Annotated in this window: 16 protein-coding genes; 10 read left to right on the top strand and 6 right to left on the bottom strand. The window is 62.6% G+C overall.

All coding sequences use genetic code 11. The features are described 5' to 3' along the window. Positions 1 to 20 precede the first annotated feature (20 nt). Positions 21 to 941, bottom strand: a complete 921-nt coding sequence (locus ACZY0Q_RS06705) for a carbohydrate ABC transporter permease (RefSeq protein ID WP_252614130.1) — start codon at positions 939 to 941, stop codon at positions 21 to 23. Continuing rightward, complete coding sequence (locus ACZY0Q_RS06700; protein ID WP_252567634.1) at positions 938 to 1,897, bottom strand: carbohydrate ABC transporter permease; 960 nt, start codon at positions 1,895 to 1,897, stop codon at positions 938 to 940. The genes ACZY0Q_RS06705 and ACZY0Q_RS06700 overlap by 4 nt, the downstream gene beginning before the upstream one ends. A gap of 221 nt (positions 1,898 to 2,118) precedes the next feature. On the opposite strand from ACZY0Q_RS06700, the gene ACZY0Q_RS06695 reads away from it, so the two are divergent. The 9 genes from ACZY0Q_RS06695 to ACZY0Q_RS06655 all read left to right on the top strand — a co-directional run bounded on the left by ACZY0Q_RS06695 (position 2,119) and on the right by ACZY0Q_RS06655 (position 8,620). Then, positions 2,119 to 3,099, top strand: coding sequence for a P1 family peptidase (locus tag ACZY0Q_RS06695; RefSeq protein WP_463915375.1), 981 nt, complete (start codon positions 2,119 to 2,121; stop codon positions 3,097 to 3,099). Positions 3,100 to 3,278: 179 nt separating this feature from the next. After that, positions 3,279 to 3,500, top strand: a complete 222-nt coding sequence (gene infA, locus ACZY0Q_RS06690) for a translation initiation factor IF-1 (RefSeq protein ID WP_009358723.1) — start codon at positions 3,279 to 3,281, stop codon at positions 3,498 to 3,500. A 69-nt stretch (positions 3,501 to 3,569) separates the two neighbouring features. Beyond that, positions 3,570 to 3,683, top strand: a complete 114-nt coding sequence (gene rpmJ / locus ACZY0Q_RS06685; protein WP_009358722.1) for a 50S ribosomal protein L36 — start codon at positions 3,570 to 3,572, stop codon at positions 3,681 to 3,683. Between the two features lie 176 nt (positions 3,684 to 3,859). Further along, positions 3,860 to 4,234: a 30S ribosomal protein S13 gene (gene rpsM / locus ACZY0Q_RS06680; protein WP_028275004.1), complete on the top strand. Its 375-nt coding sequence runs from the start codon at positions 3,860 to 3,862 to the stop codon at positions 4,232 to 4,234. Between the two features lie 51 nt (positions 4,235 to 4,285). Beyond that, entirely contained in the window at positions 4,286 to 4,687 is a 402-nt protein-coding gene (rpsK, locus tag ACZY0Q_RS06675; RefSeq protein ID WP_018769149.1) for a 30S ribosomal protein S11, read from the top strand. Between the two features lie 132 nt (positions 4,688 to 4,819). After that, the gene (locus ACZY0Q_RS06670) at positions 4,820 to 5,830 is read left to right on the top strand and encodes a DNA-directed RNA polymerase subunit alpha (protein WP_056344331.1); all 1,011 of its coding nucleotides are present in this window, start codon (positions 4,820 to 4,822) and stop codon (positions 5,828 to 5,830) included. Positions 5,831 to 5,907: 77 nt separating this feature from the next. Then, positions 5,908 to 6,600, top strand: coding sequence for a 50S ribosomal protein L17, sunset domain variant (rplQ, locus tag ACZY0Q_RS06665; protein ID WP_463915374.1), 693 nt, complete (start codon positions 5,908 to 5,910; stop codon positions 6,598 to 6,600). A 32-nt stretch (positions 6,601 to 6,632) separates the two neighbouring features. Further along, positions 6,633 to 7,526: a tRNA pseudouridine synthase A gene (locus ACZY0Q_RS06660; RefSeq protein WP_463915373.1), complete on the top strand. Its 894-nt coding sequence runs from the start codon at positions 6,633 to 6,635 to the stop codon at positions 7,524 to 7,526. 209 nt (positions 7,527 to 7,735) lie between these two features. Continuing rightward, on the top strand, positions 7,736 to 8,620 hold the full coding sequence (locus ACZY0Q_RS06655) for a hypothetical protein (RefSeq protein ID WP_463915372.1): 885 nt from the start codon (positions 7,736 to 7,738) through the stop codon (positions 8,618 to 8,620). 115 nt (positions 8,621 to 8,735) lie between these two features. On the opposite strand, the gene ACZY0Q_RS06650 is transcribed toward ACZY0Q_RS06655, so the two are convergent. Further along, the gene (locus ACZY0Q_RS06650) at positions 8,736 to 10,397 is read right to left on the bottom strand and encodes a sensor histidine kinase (RefSeq protein WP_463915371.1); all 1,662 of its coding nucleotides are present in this window, start codon (positions 10,395 to 10,397) and stop codon (positions 8,736 to 8,738) included. Positions 10,398 to 10,652: 255 nt separating this feature from the next. On the opposite strand from ACZY0Q_RS06650, the gene ACZY0Q_RS06645 reads away from it, so the two are divergent. After that, positions 10,653 to 11,456, top strand: coding sequence for a response regulator transcription factor (locus ACZY0Q_RS06645; protein WP_463915370.1), 804 nt, complete (start codon positions 10,653 to 10,655; stop codon positions 11,454 to 11,456). Here ACZY0Q_RS06645 and ACZY0Q_RS06640 read toward each other — a convergent pair. The 3 genes from ACZY0Q_RS06640 to ACZY0Q_RS06630 all read right to left on the bottom strand — a co-directional run bounded on the left by ACZY0Q_RS06640 (position 11,453) and on the right by ACZY0Q_RS06630 (position 13,834). Next, complete coding sequence (locus ACZY0Q_RS06640) at positions 11,453 to 11,917, bottom strand: Hpt domain-containing protein (RefSeq protein ID WP_463915369.1); 465 nt, start codon at positions 11,915 to 11,917, stop codon at positions 11,453 to 11,455. The genes ACZY0Q_RS06645 and ACZY0Q_RS06640 overlap by 4 nt on opposite strands. Positions 11,918 to 12,009: 92 nt before the next feature. Then, positions 12,010 to 12,894, bottom strand: coding sequence for a type II secretion system F family protein (locus ACZY0Q_RS06635; protein WP_463915368.1), 885 nt, complete (start codon positions 12,892 to 12,894; stop codon positions 12,010 to 12,012). 7 nt (positions 12,895 to 12,901) lie between these two features. Then, entirely contained in the window at positions 12,902 to 13,834 is a 933-nt protein-coding gene (locus tag ACZY0Q_RS06630; protein ID WP_463915367.1) for a type II secretion system F family protein, read from the bottom strand. Positions 13,835 to 13,838 lie beyond the last annotated feature (4 nt).

Here is a 13,838-nt window from a genome sequence, read left to right as displayed (position 1 = left end):
GAACGACGGCGGAGCCGGGGTCAGCCGGTCACGCTGCCTTGGGTGAGGCCCGCGACGATGTAACGCTGGAGCGCTGCGAAGACCACCAGGATGGGCACGATGACCAGCACGGCGCCGGCCATGAGGATGCCCCAGCCGGAGGCGTTGCTTTCGGAGTTCTGCAGCAGCGTCAGGCCAACGGGCAACGTCATGGTTTCCGGACGGTCGGTGATGATCAGCGGCCAGATGTATTCGTTCCATTCGCTGACCACCGTCACCAGCGCCACGGTGGCAATGGAGGGAATGGACACGGGGACCACGATCTGCCACAGGCGGCGCCAGTGCCCGGCGCCGTCGATCTCGGCGGACTCGAGGATGGAGGCAGGCAGCGTCAGGAAGTGCTGCCTCAGCAGGAACGTCCCGAACGCTGTGCCAAGCCCCGGCAGGATGATGCCCCACAGGGTGTTCTTGCCGCCCAGCCCGGCGATCAGGATGTAGTTCGGCAGGATGGAGACCTGCGGCGGGACCATCAGGGCCACAAGGATGAGGATGAAGATGGCGTTCCTGAAGGGGAAGCGCACGAATACCAGTGCGTAGGCCGTGAGGATGGCCAGCAGGACTTTAATAGTCGAGCCCACCACCGTGACGATGGTGCTGTTGATGAAGAACTGCGCGAACGGCACGGTAGTCATCGCAATGTTGTAGTTCTCCGGGTTCAGGCTCGCCGGCAGGATTTTAAGGTCCATGGTGATGATTTCCCCGGGCAGCTTGAAGGAGCTCAGGATCATCCACAGCAAGGGCAGGAAAACCACCAGCGTTGCCAGCAGCAGGGGAACGTAGCCGCCGGCGATGGTCTGGATGAGGTTCCGTGCCGAGAAGGGCCGGTCCCGGGGGATGAAAGTTTCGGATGGTGCGACAGGGGGAGCCGTTGGGTCAGGGTTGACCGGAGAGAGCGAACTCATGAGTAGTGCACCTTCCGTTCCACGAAACGCAACTGCAGGACAGTGATGACCAGCAGGATGGCGAAGAGGACCACGGAAATCGCTGCGGAGTACCCTGCCCTGTTGAACGCGCCGAACGCCTGCAGGTAGGCCTCGTAGATCAGGGTACTGGTGCCGGTTCCGAGGGGTGTCATGATCCGGATCAGGTCGAACGCCTGGAGTGAGCTCAGCATGGTGGTGATCAGGAGGAAGAAGGTGGTGGGGGACAGGAGCGGGATGGACATGCTGAGAAAGCGCCTGAATCCGTTCGCCCCGTCCAGCGAGGCAGCCTCCATGACGTCCTGCGGCAGTGACTGCAGGCCCGCGAGGTATACCACGGCGCAGTAGCCAAGGTTTTTCCAGACATAAACCAGGATGACCATCACCAGCGACAGCTGGGGATCGTTGATCCATTGCGGGCTCTGCTGGCCGATGCCGCGGAGAATCCAGGCCAGGACGCCGTATCCCGGATCGAAGATGAAAAGCCAGACCAGGCCAACCCCCACCCCGGAGAGCACATAAGGAGCGAAGACAGCGGACCGGGCAAACGTGGTGCCCCGTACCTTGGAGTTCAGCGCTAACGCGATGACAAGCCCCAGCAGCATGGAGCCGCCGACGGTCACCAGTGTGAACACGGCGGTGGTGCCCAGTACCTTGGGGGCGTCGTCGCTGGTGAAGAATGTGACGTAGTTGTCGATTCCCACCACGGTGGCCGATGCGGAGCCAAGGGTCCAGTCGAGGGTTGAGTAGTAGATGTTGCTGATGAGGGGCCGGTACGTGAATACTGCGATCAGTATCAGGTTGGGGAGTGCCAGGGCGAGGAAGACGAAGAAGTCCCGCCGGGCCCGGCCGGACCAGCGCCGGGTCTGGTGTTTGCCGGGCGGACCGGATTGGTCGGGCGGACTGGCCGGTGACGTGGAAGCGAGTTGCCGGGTCATTGGTGTCTCTAACGGATCGGGGCCTGCAATGGCTGGCCGATGGGCAGGGGATCTAGGCATACTTCACCACACGGCTGGTGGGCAGAATCCCGCATAAGCCCTCGTCAGAGGATAGTTATTGAAGGCTTCATTGCCCATTAACGCTGTGTTGCTTGCAGTATTGCATAGTGTTTGCCTGACGGGCGGGAAGTGCTGTACTGCGATAGCGCAGAATGGATCGCATGGGAGCAATCACGGATGTGCCGGGAATCAGGGTTGGCCACGAGCAGAAGACCGGGGACGGCTGGCTGACAGGCGTCACCGTGGTGCTGCCGCCGCCCGGCACGACCGGGTCGGTGGACGTCCGGGGCGGGGGCCCGGGAACGCATGAGACTGACGCCCTGGATCCCACCACGCTGGTGTCCACAGTGGACGCCGTCGTCCTCACCGGTGGCAGTGCGTACGGGCTCGTGTCCGCTCATGGCGCGCAGCGCTGGTGCGAGGAGAACGCCCGGGGTTTCGCCGTCACCGGGGGCGTGGTGCCGATCGTTCCCGCCGCCGCCATCTTCGACCTGGGCCGCGGTGGTGACTTCTCGGCACGCCCGACGGCGGACATGGGCTACGCGGCGACCGTTGCGGCCGCTGCCGAAAAAGACGGGCACGACGTCGGACGCGGCAGCGTGGGTGCAGGCACCGGGGCGATGATCGGACACGGACAGTTCAAAGGTGGAGTGGGTACGGCTTCGGTCACGCTCGAGAACGGTGTGGTTGTGGGGGCGCTGGCCGTGGTGAACGCCTTGGGGTTTCCCGTGGAGGTGCTTCCGGGGAATCCCGAACCCTCCGCGCGCTCGGTCGTGCCGCCCCACGAGCCCCCTAACCTCGCAAGCTCGGCCAGGGAACCCGGCTCGCGTGGGCCCACCTTAGACGCGCCGCCTACGTTGAATACGACACTTGTAATTGTGGCGACAAACGCCCTGCTCGATGCGGCGGAATGCTATCGGACTGCCTCCGCGGCGCATGCTGGTCTCGCTCGGGCGTTGAACCCGTCGCACACGCTCGCCGATGGGGATACTGTGTTCTGCCTCGCCACTGGCGACGTGCCCTTGGACCGGAGTACTGAAACTGCCCGGCAGGTGAGTCTCATTACCCTGCAGAGTGCGGCAGCCGACGTCGTACGCCTGGCGATCCTGGACGGGATTTCGGCGAGTTCAATTTCCGGGTAGGGTGTGCACTTTCATTTTTGGTTTGGACTTTCTACCCACTTACAGTAAAGTGGTTTGTTGGTTGTCTGCCCAGCTGTGCCCTGTTTGGGGCCGGAGGTGATAACCGATCCAACAAAAACGTTCGTGGTCATGTCCGGTGCAATCCGGCAGGGCTGCGGCAACAACAGTTAGCGGAGGGTATGGCCAAGAAGGACGGGGTCATTGAGATCGAAGGCGTTGTGACTGAGGCGCTGCCTAACGCGATGTTTCGCGTTGAGCTGACCAACAAGCACATCGTACTCGCGCATATCTCAGGCAAGATGCGCCAGCACTACATCAGGATTCTCCCTGAGGACCGGGTAGTGGTGGAACTGAGCCCTTATGACCTCACTCGGGGTCGTATCGTCTACCGCTACAAGTAAATTCTGGGCGGCCTCAGCGTGAGCTGACGGCTGCTCCAGTTGACCAACTGCCACACGCAAAGGAACGCCATGAAGGTCAAGCCGAGCGTCAAGCAGATCTGCGAAAAGTGCAAAGTGATCCGCCGTAATGGCCGGGTCATGGTGATCTGCGAGAACCCGCGCCACAAGCAGCGCCAGGGCTAATTTCCCTCCTGAGGGAAATCCTGGGTTGCTAACCCACGCAAGTAAATAAAAGGCAGCACAAGCTGAACTGGGACGTATGAGCCCGGACAGCTAACCCCCGGTCGGAGGCTGGGGCCGCACAGAACGTGCGGGTGTACTGCCTACGACCTCCGGTTTATTCAAGGAGCACTGCCTCTATGGCTCGTCTCGCTGGCGTAGACATTCCCCGCGAAAAGCGGTTGGAAATTGCGCTTACTTACATCTACGGCGTGGGCAAGACCCGTGCACACGAAACCCTGGCTGCCACTGGCATCAGCGCTGACGTCCGCGTTAAGGACCTCACCGATGCTCAGCTGGTAGAACTTCGTGACTACATTGAAGGCAACTACAAGGTTGAGGGTGACCTTCGCCGCGAAGTAGCAGCTGATATCCGCCGCAAGGTTGAAATCGGCAGCTACGAAGGTATTCGCCACCGCAAGGGCCTGCCAGTGCGCGGACAGCGTACGAAGACGAACGCACGTACCCGTAAGGGTCCGAAGCGCACCGTTGCAGGCAAGAAGAAGGCTCGTTAAATCCCTCGGGATTGACTCGTCTTCCCCCAATAACTTTCTGTAGGAGAAAAAATGCCCCCGAAGACTCGTGGCGCGGTTCGCAAGCCGCGTAAGAAGGACAAAAAGAATATCGCGCTGGGCCAGGCGCACATCAAGAGCACTTTTAACAACACCATCGTGTCCATCACGGACCCGAACGGCGCTGTTATCTCTTGGGCTTCCTCAGGTGAGGTTGGCTTCAAGGGCTCACGCAAGTCCACCCCGTTCGCAGCCCAGATGGCTGCCGAAGCTGCTGCCAAGCGTGCGCAGGAGCACGGCATGCGCAAGGTTGACGTTTTCGTCAAGGGACCGGGTTCAGGACGCGAAACCGCAATCCGCTCGCTGCAGGCCGCTGGCCTGGAGGTTGGCTCCATCCAGGACGTCACCCCCGCAGCGCACAACGGCTGCCGTCCGCCGAAGCGCCGCCGCGTCTAAGGCTTTTCCAGCAGCTTGAGCTTGCCCGGACCGTCAACGGTCCGGGCAAGCCCAGCCGCGTTAAGTCTTCAGACCGAATTTCCACCACCTGTGTTGCGTCATATAGCGGATGCTCGCCGAAAGGAAACCTAAGTGCTCATTGCACAGCGCCCCACCCTCTCCGAAGAGGTAGTCTCCGATAACCGCTCGCGTTTCATCATTGAACCGCTGGAACCGGGCTTCGGCTACACCCTCGGAAACTCCCTCCGCCGTACCCTGCTCTCCTCCATCCCCGGTGCTGCTGTAACCAGCATCCGGATCGATGGCGTGCTGCACGAGTTCACCACGGTTCCGGGTGTCAAGGAAGATGTCACTGAGATCATCCTGAACATCAAGAGCCTGTCGGTTTCCTCCGAGCACGACGAGCCGGTTGTGGCTTACCTGCGCAAGCAGGGCCCCGGAGTCGTCACCGCCGCGGACATCGCTCCGCCGGCCGGCGTCGAATTCCACAACCCGGATCTGCACATTGCCACGCTGAACTCGAAGGGCAAGTTCGAACTCGAACTGACCATCGAGCGCGGCCGCGGCTACGTTTCGGCAGCTCAGAACAAGTCCGGCGACTCCGAGATCGGCCGTATCCCGGTCGACTCGATCTACTCGCCGGTCCTGAAGGTTACTTTCCGCGTGGAAGCAACCCGTGTTGAGCAGCGCACCGACTTCGACAAGCTCATTGTCGACGTCGAGACCAAGCAGGCTATCGCCCCGCGCGATGCTGTTGCTTCCGCAGGTACCACCCTGGTGGAACTCTTCGGTCTGGCCCGCGAGCTGAACACCGCAGCTGAAGGTATCGAGATTGGCCCGTCGCCGACGGATGCTGCCCTGGCAGCAGACATGGCACTGCCGATCGAGGATCTGGACCTCACCGTCCGTTCCTACAACTGCCTCAAGCGTGAGGGCATCCACACCGTGGGTGAACTCGTTGCACGCTCCGAGGCTGACCTCATGGACATCCGTAACTTCGGTGCGAAGTCCATTGACGAGGTCAAGGCAAAGCTGGTTGAACTGGGCCTGTCCCTCAAGGACTCGCCTCCCGGTTTTGACCTCGCAGCACGCGCCGCAGCAATTGAAGAGGACGACGCCGCTTTCGGCGACGACGAACTCTAACAAACAGATCTTGGCCGGCTGGCTGGATGCACCACGGTGTGCGCAGCCCACTGGCTTCCATATGAGGAGAAACTATTATGCCTACCCCCGCTAAGGGTCCGCGCCTCGGAGGCGGAGCGGCTCACGAGCGTCTTATGCTCGCGAACCTGTCCGCCGCACTGTTCGAGCACAAGCGGATCACCACCACGGTGACCAAGGCCAAGCGACTGAAGCCGTACGCCGAGCGCCTGGTGACTTTCGCCAAGCGTGGCGACCTGGCTTCCCGCCGCCGTGTACTCGGCCTGATCAGCAACAAGGGCATTGTCCACGAGCTGTTCACCGACATTGCACAGGCAGTGGAGAACCGCAACGGCGGCTACACCCGCATCACCAAGATCGGCAACCGTAAGGGCGACAACGCTCCCATGGCTGTCATCGAACTGGTTCTCGAGCCGGTTTCCGCCAAGCAGGCCGTTGTGGCCGAGGCTACCCAGGCTGCTGCCAAGGCTGCTCCGGTTGCTGAAGAAGCTCCGGTTGTTGAGACCGAAGCCGCCGAGACCGAAGCTGCTGAAGCCAAGTACGCCGGCTCCAAGCCTGCTACGGCTGACAACGTCGCCCCTGAGGGCTTCGAGGTCAAGGGCAACGAGGACTCCATGAAGTACCACGTTCCCGGCTCACGCTGGTACGACGCCACGACTGCTGAAGTCTGGTTCGACTCTGCAGAGTCCGCCGCAGCCGCAGGCTTCGTGCCTGCCGGTGGCGAAGCTGCACAGGCCGTCGAAGCTGAGTAATCAGTCTCTGACGCTCCAGTAGACTTATGTCTATGAACGACCAAAAACCCGCTGCCCCCGTTTTGGGGGGCGGCGGGTTTTTGCGTGTCCGGTTTGATTTATCGTACGACGGCGGCCCCTTCAACGGGTGGGCAGTGCAGCCGGGATTGCGGACCGTCCAAGGCATCCTGGAAGAGGCGCTGGCGCTGTTGATCCGCCGGCCCATCCGGGTCACCGTGGCGGGCCGTACCGACGCCGGCGTGCACGCCCGCGGCCAGGTGGTGCACCTGGACCTGACCGAGGCTGAGTGGCTGAAGTTGCCGCGCGGGCACGAACTGGATCCCGCCGTCGCCTTCCTACGGCGGATTCGTGGCGCCCTCAGCAGGGGGTTGGGGGACCTGAGCGGGGCTATCGAGGTCCACCTCGTGTCCTTGGCGCCAATCGGATTCGATGCCAGGTTTTCCGCGCTGTGGCGGCGGTACAGTTACCGGATCGCGGACGGTCCCGCCCTGTGGGATCCGCTCGAACGGTACTTCACGCTCTGGCACCAAAGCCCCTTGGATGTGGACTTGCTGAACGCCGGTGCCTCGCAGCTGCTGGGGCTGCAGAACTTCCTGTCTTACTGCAAGCCGCGCGAGGGCGCCACCACGGTCCGCGAGCTGCAGCGCTTCGAGTTCCACCGCGGTGAAGACGGCGTCATTGTGGCCACAGTCCAGGCCGACGCCTTCTGCCACAACATGGTGCGCTCCCTGGTTGGCTCGGCCCTGTTCGTGGGCGAGGGCATCGAGGAGCCTGGTTGGCTGCATGAGCGGTTGCTGGCCAAGAAGCGCGACGCCAAGTCCGTGCTGGCCGCGCCGCACCCGCTGGTCCTTGAAGAAGTGGCCTACCCGTCCGACGACGAGATGCTGGCCCGCGCCGAGCTGACGAGGGCGGTCCGCAAGCACTGAGCGGTGGTTGAGCTTGTTGGATTACTGACAGGCTCACCCACCGATCGTTGCTGCCCGCCGCCACGAGGCGTAGGATGCGGGCATCTGAGGTGCAGCTTTCACCCAACCTAAGGTTCCGGGTTGGGGTGGATCGTTGACTTTACTGGGGAGTGCCTGCGATCAACTGCGCAACGGGTGTAGCTATCCCTACTCGCTGATCAGAGGAACCCATGTATAAGAAGTTCGCCATTTTAGGCGCGATTATCCTCGCTGCCGCAGGACCATTCGCCGCGCCGGCAACAGCGGCACCCCCAGTACAACTCTCCGGAGCCATCTTCACCACAGACTCTTCCGGTGTTCCGGTGAACCTGAACATCTATCCTTCCAAGGAGTCCGTCTACCTCAACGGCGGGCCAGGCATCAACGCGCCCGACGACGCCGCCGGCCTGCCTGCGGGAACGTACTCGTTCCAGGTGACCGACCCCTCGGGGGCGACACTGCTCTCCACGGATGACGTGTCATGCCGTCAGTTCACTGTGGACGCCAGCGGCGTCATCATGGGCGTCGTTGACAATTCCTGTAAGCACGCCGTCGGCGCGGACGGGGAGGACGGCGGCGCAACTGTTCAACTGTTCCCGTACAGCACCACTCCCAACAACGGCGGTGTGTACAAGGTGTGGGTCAGCCCGACAAACCTGTTGGATTGCGATGCACCCGGCAACAAGCACTGCTTTGTCCCCCGCTACAGCAAGGTGGACAACTTCAAGGTCCGGAGCGACATCATCGTAGAAATTGACGTCAGGTTCTGGAAGAACGGTGCCGCCATGGACGGCTACGCAGCCGAATGGACCGACACCAATGGAGCCACCAACATCAAGTTCTCCGAATACAACCCAGCGGTACTGGCTTACCATGAGGCACACTTTGAGGCCACAGAGGAGGGCCGGCACAGCATCAAGGTTCAGGACCAGCCCGGCTGCGACATCACCGCAGTCAAACTGCCGGACGGCAGCCCCGGGAAGGTGCGGGGCAACAGTTCCACTGTCTTTTTCGACGTGGCAGCCGCGGGACCGGGCGCTGACGTCACCTACTGGGTGGACGTGAGCTGCAAGTAACCGATTGAAGGCGGCGGCCGAGGTCACCTCGAAGGGGACCCGGCCGCCGTCGCGCTTGGCAATAGCGCCTTTGGCGACGATGGGCTCAACCACCTGGCGTCGAAGCCGGGCTCGCTTAACCAGCGACCTCGACGGGCAGGGTCATGGTAAACGTGCTCCCGTTTCCGGGGCTGCTAACGCAAGAGATCTGACCACCGTGGCGTTCCAGGATGGTCTTGGTGATGGACAAGCCCAGCCCGGCTCCGGGGATGGCTGCGTCCCGTGCCGACTCGGCGCGGAAGAACCGGCTGAAGACCTTGGCGGCGTCATCCGGCTCCATGCCCATCCCGGTGTCCTGAACAACCAGCTTGACCCAGTCCGCGGTGCCGGCGGCGCTGATGGTCACGGTGCCGCCGTCGGGGGAGTACTTGATGGCGTTGGACACCAGGTTGTCCAATGCCTGGCCGATCCGCAGCGGGTCGGCATAGGCCCAGAGCGGCGAGGGCACGTCGGCCACCAGCGCTACTGCTGACCGCTCCGCGTGCGCCTGGGCTGAGCCGATGCTGGTCTCCACGAGGCCGGAGATGTCGGTGCGTTTCGGGTGGACGTTCAGGGCTGCGGATGCCTCGAGCGTCAGGTCCGAGACCAGGGCAAGCAGCCGTTCCGAGTTTCGCTGCACCACCTCCAGCCGCTGGACCGCAACGTCGGGAAGTCTGTCGCTGTCCTCGAGTACCAGGTCGATGTTGCCTAGGATGGAATTGAGCGGGGACCGGAATTCGTGGGAGACGTTCGAGACCAGTTCCTGGTTCGCGGCCATGGCTTCAACCAGCCCAGTCACGTCGCTGTACACCACCACCGCTCCGGTGAGGCGGCCGCCGTCGTCCATTAGTGGCCTGGCGGCGCTGGATACGGCGCGCTGCTGCGGGACATCGCCGATCCAGACGAGGTAGTCCGCGAACGATTCACCCTCGATGGCGCGCCGGAGGGGACGTTTGTCCGGCGGCAGGGGAGTCACTTTATCCTGGGCGAATACCCGCTGTTCGCTGTGGTCGCCAGGCACGGCGCCGGCGGGTGCGGCGGTCTGGTGCCAACGCCGCATCATGTTGTTGGCCAGCAGCTGGTCACCGTTCGAATCGACGGCAACTATGCCGACGTCGGTGGCGTCCAGGATGGTCATCAGCAATTTCTCCCGTTCCCGGCTCGCGGCGAGCAGCTCCCGCAGCTCCTGGCCCATGGCTTGCAGCTCACGCTGCTGGACGCGCATGTTGACGCTGGCGAATCGTATTGCGAGGGAAACGGCAAGCATCACCAGCGGGAAAAGAACGAGGGCCGTGATGTCCGCAGCCGTGAGGTTGGGCAATTTCGGGGCAGTGGAGGGAACCATGATCACAAGTGGACCGACTGCACTCAGCACGAGGCTGGTCCGGACCAGCATCCCTGAAGCGGCGAGCCAGATCACCGGAAACACCACCAGGATTGCCAGACCCGGCAGGAGCGGCGCGGCGCCGTTGCGCAAGAGTCCCACCGCGAGAAGGTCCAGCACCGGAATGATCAGGTAGGCGCTATGGCGCATGCGCTCCCAGGGAATCAGTAAACATGCGAGGAAGAGGACGGCGTGCAGTCCTAGTCCGGCCAGATAGACGGGGCTGGACAGCAGCGATGGCCAGCCGAAGGGCGTCACCACGCCAATGACGGAGACAATCAGGGACAGCGGAAGCTGGCACAAGGCCACCTGGGTGCGGGGGCCGAGCTTCCTGAAGTAGAGGGCAACTCCCCGTGGCGAGGGACGTCGAACCATTCTGAGTCTCCAACTTTCCTGACGGCACCCCATTCCGTCCCCAATAAAATGATGCAGCCGACTATCTCAACGCTGAGGTAATCAACCCTTCGAATCCTAATGTGCTGCGATGTCATGCTAATTGACTTTTCCAAAACTAATCTCTGGAAGGCGTGTTATCTGCCGTTCATACTTGTACCGTATAGAGAGTTGGAGTGGACGAGGGATTAGCGCTGGGCTGATGGGGACCTCGTCCACCTGGCAACAGGGATAGACATGGAAGATCTTGGGGTAGCGGTAGTCATTGAAGACGACGCCGATGTACGGAACCTCCTTGAGGGGATCCTGAGTCAGGCGGGCTTTGAGGTCCATACTGCCGCCGAGGGGCGGGCAGGCGTAGAGGTTGTCCGACATAACAAGGCCCAGGTGGTCACCTTGGACATCGGCCTGCCGGACATTGACGGTTTCGAAGTCCTGCGGCGCATCCGGAATTTCAGTGATGCCTATGTGGTCATGCTGACCGGCCGGACCGAGGAACCCGATCTGCTCTCTGCCCTGAACGCCGGGGCGGATGACTACATCGCCAAGCCCTTCCGGCCGCGTGAACTCCGGGCCAGGGTGGCGGCCATGATGCGCAGGCCGCGCCATGAGGTCACCAGTCCTCCCGAGGCTGCTGCATGGGCTTCAACTCCCGCCGCGCCGGCAACGTTCACCCACGCGGGCGTTCTCCAGCACAACGGGCTCACGTTGAACTACCGGACCCGCACCGTGGCTATTGGTGAGGTAGACCCCGGGCTAACGCGCAGCGAGTTCGACCTCCTGCACACGTTGCTCCGCGGCGAGGGGGCAGTATGCACCCGGTCCGATCTGGTGCGTGCGGTCCGGGGTGACCTGTATGAGGCTGATGCCTACATCAGTGAGGCTGACGAGCGGGCCGTGGAAGTCCATGTGGGAAACCTTCGCCGCAAGCTGCGGGAGGATCCGCTGTCACCGCGCTGGCTTCAGACTGTGCGGGGAGTGGGCTACCGGCTGGCGCCGAACCGGACCGACCTGCCGGGCTGGCCGGGGGCCGATCACTAGTCGTTCTTGAGGATGTAGCTCGCCTGGAGCTCGGAGACTGTCCGCACGCCGTGTTCGGCCACGATTCCCAGCAGGGCCTGGCCTTGGACGAAGTCGCTGCCGCGGATGGCATCCTCCAGGGCCTGGGCCAGAACTGACAACCGGATCCCGCCCACCATGGCTGAAGCGATCCGCAGGCTGATGACGGCGTCCAACGCAACGGGGCGGTCCTCGGTGTGGACCGCTGCCGCGAGCCGGCTGTAGCGCTGGTCCCACAAAGACGCGTAATCGCGGGCGAATCCAAGGGCAAGTTCGGGGCCGTCCAGCTCTTCTTCCAGCTCCGCCAGGATATCCGGTTCGACCCAGCGAGTGGGCTCGTCGCCCGACTTCGGCGGGACCGAGCCCACGCCCGCAGCAGCCCCCGCAGCCGACGGCTCAGCAGGGACACCCCCGCTGCTGGAGGTGAGTGGTGGACTATCCATGCTTCAAGGCTACTTCCTGTAGTAACGTGAGAGCCCATTTTCAGTAGATCCTGTGGAAACCTTGAGTCAGCCTTGACTGGTGGTATCCGGCGTTATTGCCCGCTGAATGTGACAACCGTGTTGATAACCGCTGGCCCCAGAATGGCAATGAAGAGCACGGGAAAGATAAAGAACAGCAGGGGAAAGAGGATCATCACTGGGAGTTTCATGGCCTTCTCCTCGGCCCGCTGCCGCCGCTTTACTCGCATGACCTTGGCCTGGATCCGCAGCACGCGGCTGATGGCAATGCCGTATGCATCGGCCTGCACCACCGCCTGGACGAAGCTTCGCAGTTCCGGGATGCTGGTCCGCTCGGCCAGTGCCTGGTATGACTCCCGGCGGCTGCGGCCAACCTGCATGTCCTGCAGGGTGCGGACCAGTTCGTCGGCCAGCGGCCCCTTGCCGTTTTCGCCGGCCCGGGCCATCGCCCCTTCGAAGCCGAGGCCGGCCTCTACGGAGATCAGCATCTGATCCAGGGTGTTGGCCAGTTCCAGCTGCATGGCCTTTTGCCGCTCCAGGCCCTTGCTGTAGAGCATCAGGTCCGGGATGAAGTAGCCCAGGAAGAGGAGGAACAGGCCGGCGAGCTTCATCATGGGCATAGGGCTGCTCGTGCTGATCAGGACAAACAGCGAGGCTCCCACAAGACCCAGCGCCGGCTTTGCCATAAGGATTCGGCTCAGTGGCCAGCCATTGGGCCGGCCGGCCAGGGCCAGCAGTCTGTCCAGTTTGCGGACGTAGACAGGGGGCGCCAGACGGTACCCGATGCCTTCCAAAAGACCTGCGGATTTCTTCTCAGGCGCCTCGGCAGACCGTCGGCCCCGGTTCAGGATAGCCACCGTGGCACTCCGTGCCTTCCGGTCTACGGAGAGGACAGCCCAGGCCAGGTAGCCGATAGGCACGGAGACCAGCAGGAGCGAGGAAATAATCAGTGGACTCATCGTCGCCTCAGAACTTCAGATCGATAATTTTGCGCATCCACAGGCTGCCGATCGTCATCAGGACCACCGAAGCGCCGATCATGCCCCACCCCAATGGATGGGTGAACATCGAGTTCATGTAACCGGGGTTTACCGTCATCAGCATCAACACGATGCCGATGGGCATGGCGATGAGGATATAGGCGGAGAACTTCCCTTCCGCAGCAAGGGACTTAATATGCCCTTTGATCTCGCTGCGCTCGCGGATGGTCTCGTTGACCTGGTCCAGGACTTCCGCCAGGTTTCCGCCCACTTCGCGGTTGATCTGGATGGCCTGGGCGATCCAGACGAAGTCCTCGTTCTGCATCCGCTCTGACGTGTCAGTCAGGGAATCCAGCAGGTCACGGCCCAGGCTGGTCTCGGTGATGACGCGGCGCATCTCCTCGGAGGTGGGGCTCTGCGACTCGGCCGCCGCTGCGTCGACGGCACGGAGGATACTGTGCCCCGCCCGCAAGCCCCCGGACAGGAGTTGCAGCGTGTCACCCAGCTGCTGATCGAACTTGGCCCGCCGTTTGCCGGCCAGGAACCCCAGCAGGACGTGCCCTACGACGGGAGCCAGGATGACCAGCAGGACTGAGACAAAGGGTGCGCCGATCACCAGCCCCACGAGCGCGCCCACGATGGCACCGGCAATGACCAGCACCATGAACTCGGCCTGACTCATCCGGACCCCTGCAGTTTCCAGTGCGTCGCGGTTATAAAGCCGGACGTTCCTGGCTGCCAGGAACGTGTCCAGGGCTCCCACGGTGGCGCTGGTCAGCCGGGTAAGGCCCGACGGCGGCTCCGCCTCATACGGCCGGCGCCGGTCCAGCGCGATGTCGGGTGTTCGCGGCAGCACCAGCGCCATACCCACCAGGACAGGGGCGACGAAGAGGAGTGCGGCTCCCAGAATAATCAGCATCTTT

Source organism: Pseudarthrobacter lactosi, from assembly GCF_055412785.1.
The sequence above is the reverse complement of the archived record's forward strand: the minus strand, read 5'-3'. Positions and strand labels throughout refer to the sequence as shown.

What these genes read in the sequence shown, in the direction of transcription:
- ACZY0Q_RS06640 (WP_463915369.1), bottom strand. Translation starts at nt 11,917, where the DNA reads ATGGATAGTCCACCACTCACCTCCAGCAGCGGGGGTGTCCCTGCTGAG.
- infA (WP_009358723.1), top strand. Translation starts at nt 3,279, where the DNA reads ATGGCCAAGAAGGACGGGGTCATTGAGATCGAAGGCGTTGTGACTGAG.
- ACZY0Q_RS06700 (WP_252567634.1), bottom strand. Translation starts at nt 1,897, where the DNA reads ATGACCCGGCAACTCGCTTCCACGTCACCGGCCAGTCCGCCCGACCAA.
- rplQ (WP_463915374.1), top strand. Translation starts at nt 5,908, where the DNA reads ATGCCTACCCCCGCTAAGGGTCCGCGCCTCGGAGGCGGAGCGGCTCAC.
- ACZY0Q_RS06650 (WP_463915371.1), bottom strand. Translation starts at nt 10,397, where the DNA reads ATGGTTCGACGTCCCTCGCCACGGGGAGTTGCCCTCTACTTCAGGAAG.
- ACZY0Q_RS06655 (WP_463915372.1), top strand. Translation starts at nt 7,736, where the DNA reads ATGTATAAGAAGTTCGCCATTTTAGGCGCGATTATCCTCGCTGCCGCA.
- rpsK (WP_018769149.1), top strand. Translation starts at nt 4,286, where the DNA reads ATGCCCCCGAAGACTCGTGGCGCGGTTCGCAAGCCGCGTAAGAAGGAC.
- ACZY0Q_RS06695 (WP_463915375.1), top strand. Translation starts at nt 2,119, where the DNA reads ATGGGAGCAATCACGGATGTGCCGGGAATCAGGGTTGGCCACGAGCAG.
- ACZY0Q_RS06660 (WP_463915373.1), top strand. Translation starts at nt 6,633, where the DNA reads ATGAACGACCAAAAACCCGCTGCCCCCGTTTTGGGGGGCGGCGGGTTT.
- rpsM (WP_028275004.1), top strand. Translation starts at nt 3,860, where the DNA reads ATGGCTCGTCTCGCTGGCGTAGACATTCCCCGCGAAAAGCGGTTGGAA.
- ACZY0Q_RS06645 (WP_463915370.1), top strand. Translation starts at nt 10,653, where the DNA reads ATGGAAGATCTTGGGGTAGCGGTAGTCATTGAAGACGACGCCGATGTA.
- ACZY0Q_RS06705 (WP_252614130.1), bottom strand. Translation starts at nt 941, where the DNA reads ATGAGTTCGCTCTCTCCGGTCAACCCTGACCCAACGGCTCCCCCTGTC.
- ACZY0Q_RS06630 (WP_463915367.1), bottom strand. Translation starts at nt 13,834, where the DNA reads ATGCTGATTATTCTGGGAGCCGCACTCCTCTTCGTCGCCCCTGTCCTG.
- rpmJ (WP_009358722.1), top strand. Translation starts at nt 3,570, where the DNA reads ATGAAGGTCAAGCCGAGCGTCAAGCAGATCTGCGAAAAGTGCAAAGTG.
- ACZY0Q_RS06635 (WP_463915368.1), bottom strand. Translation starts at nt 12,894, where the DNA reads ATGAGTCCACTGATTATTTCCTCGCTCCTGCTGGTCTCCGTGCCTATC.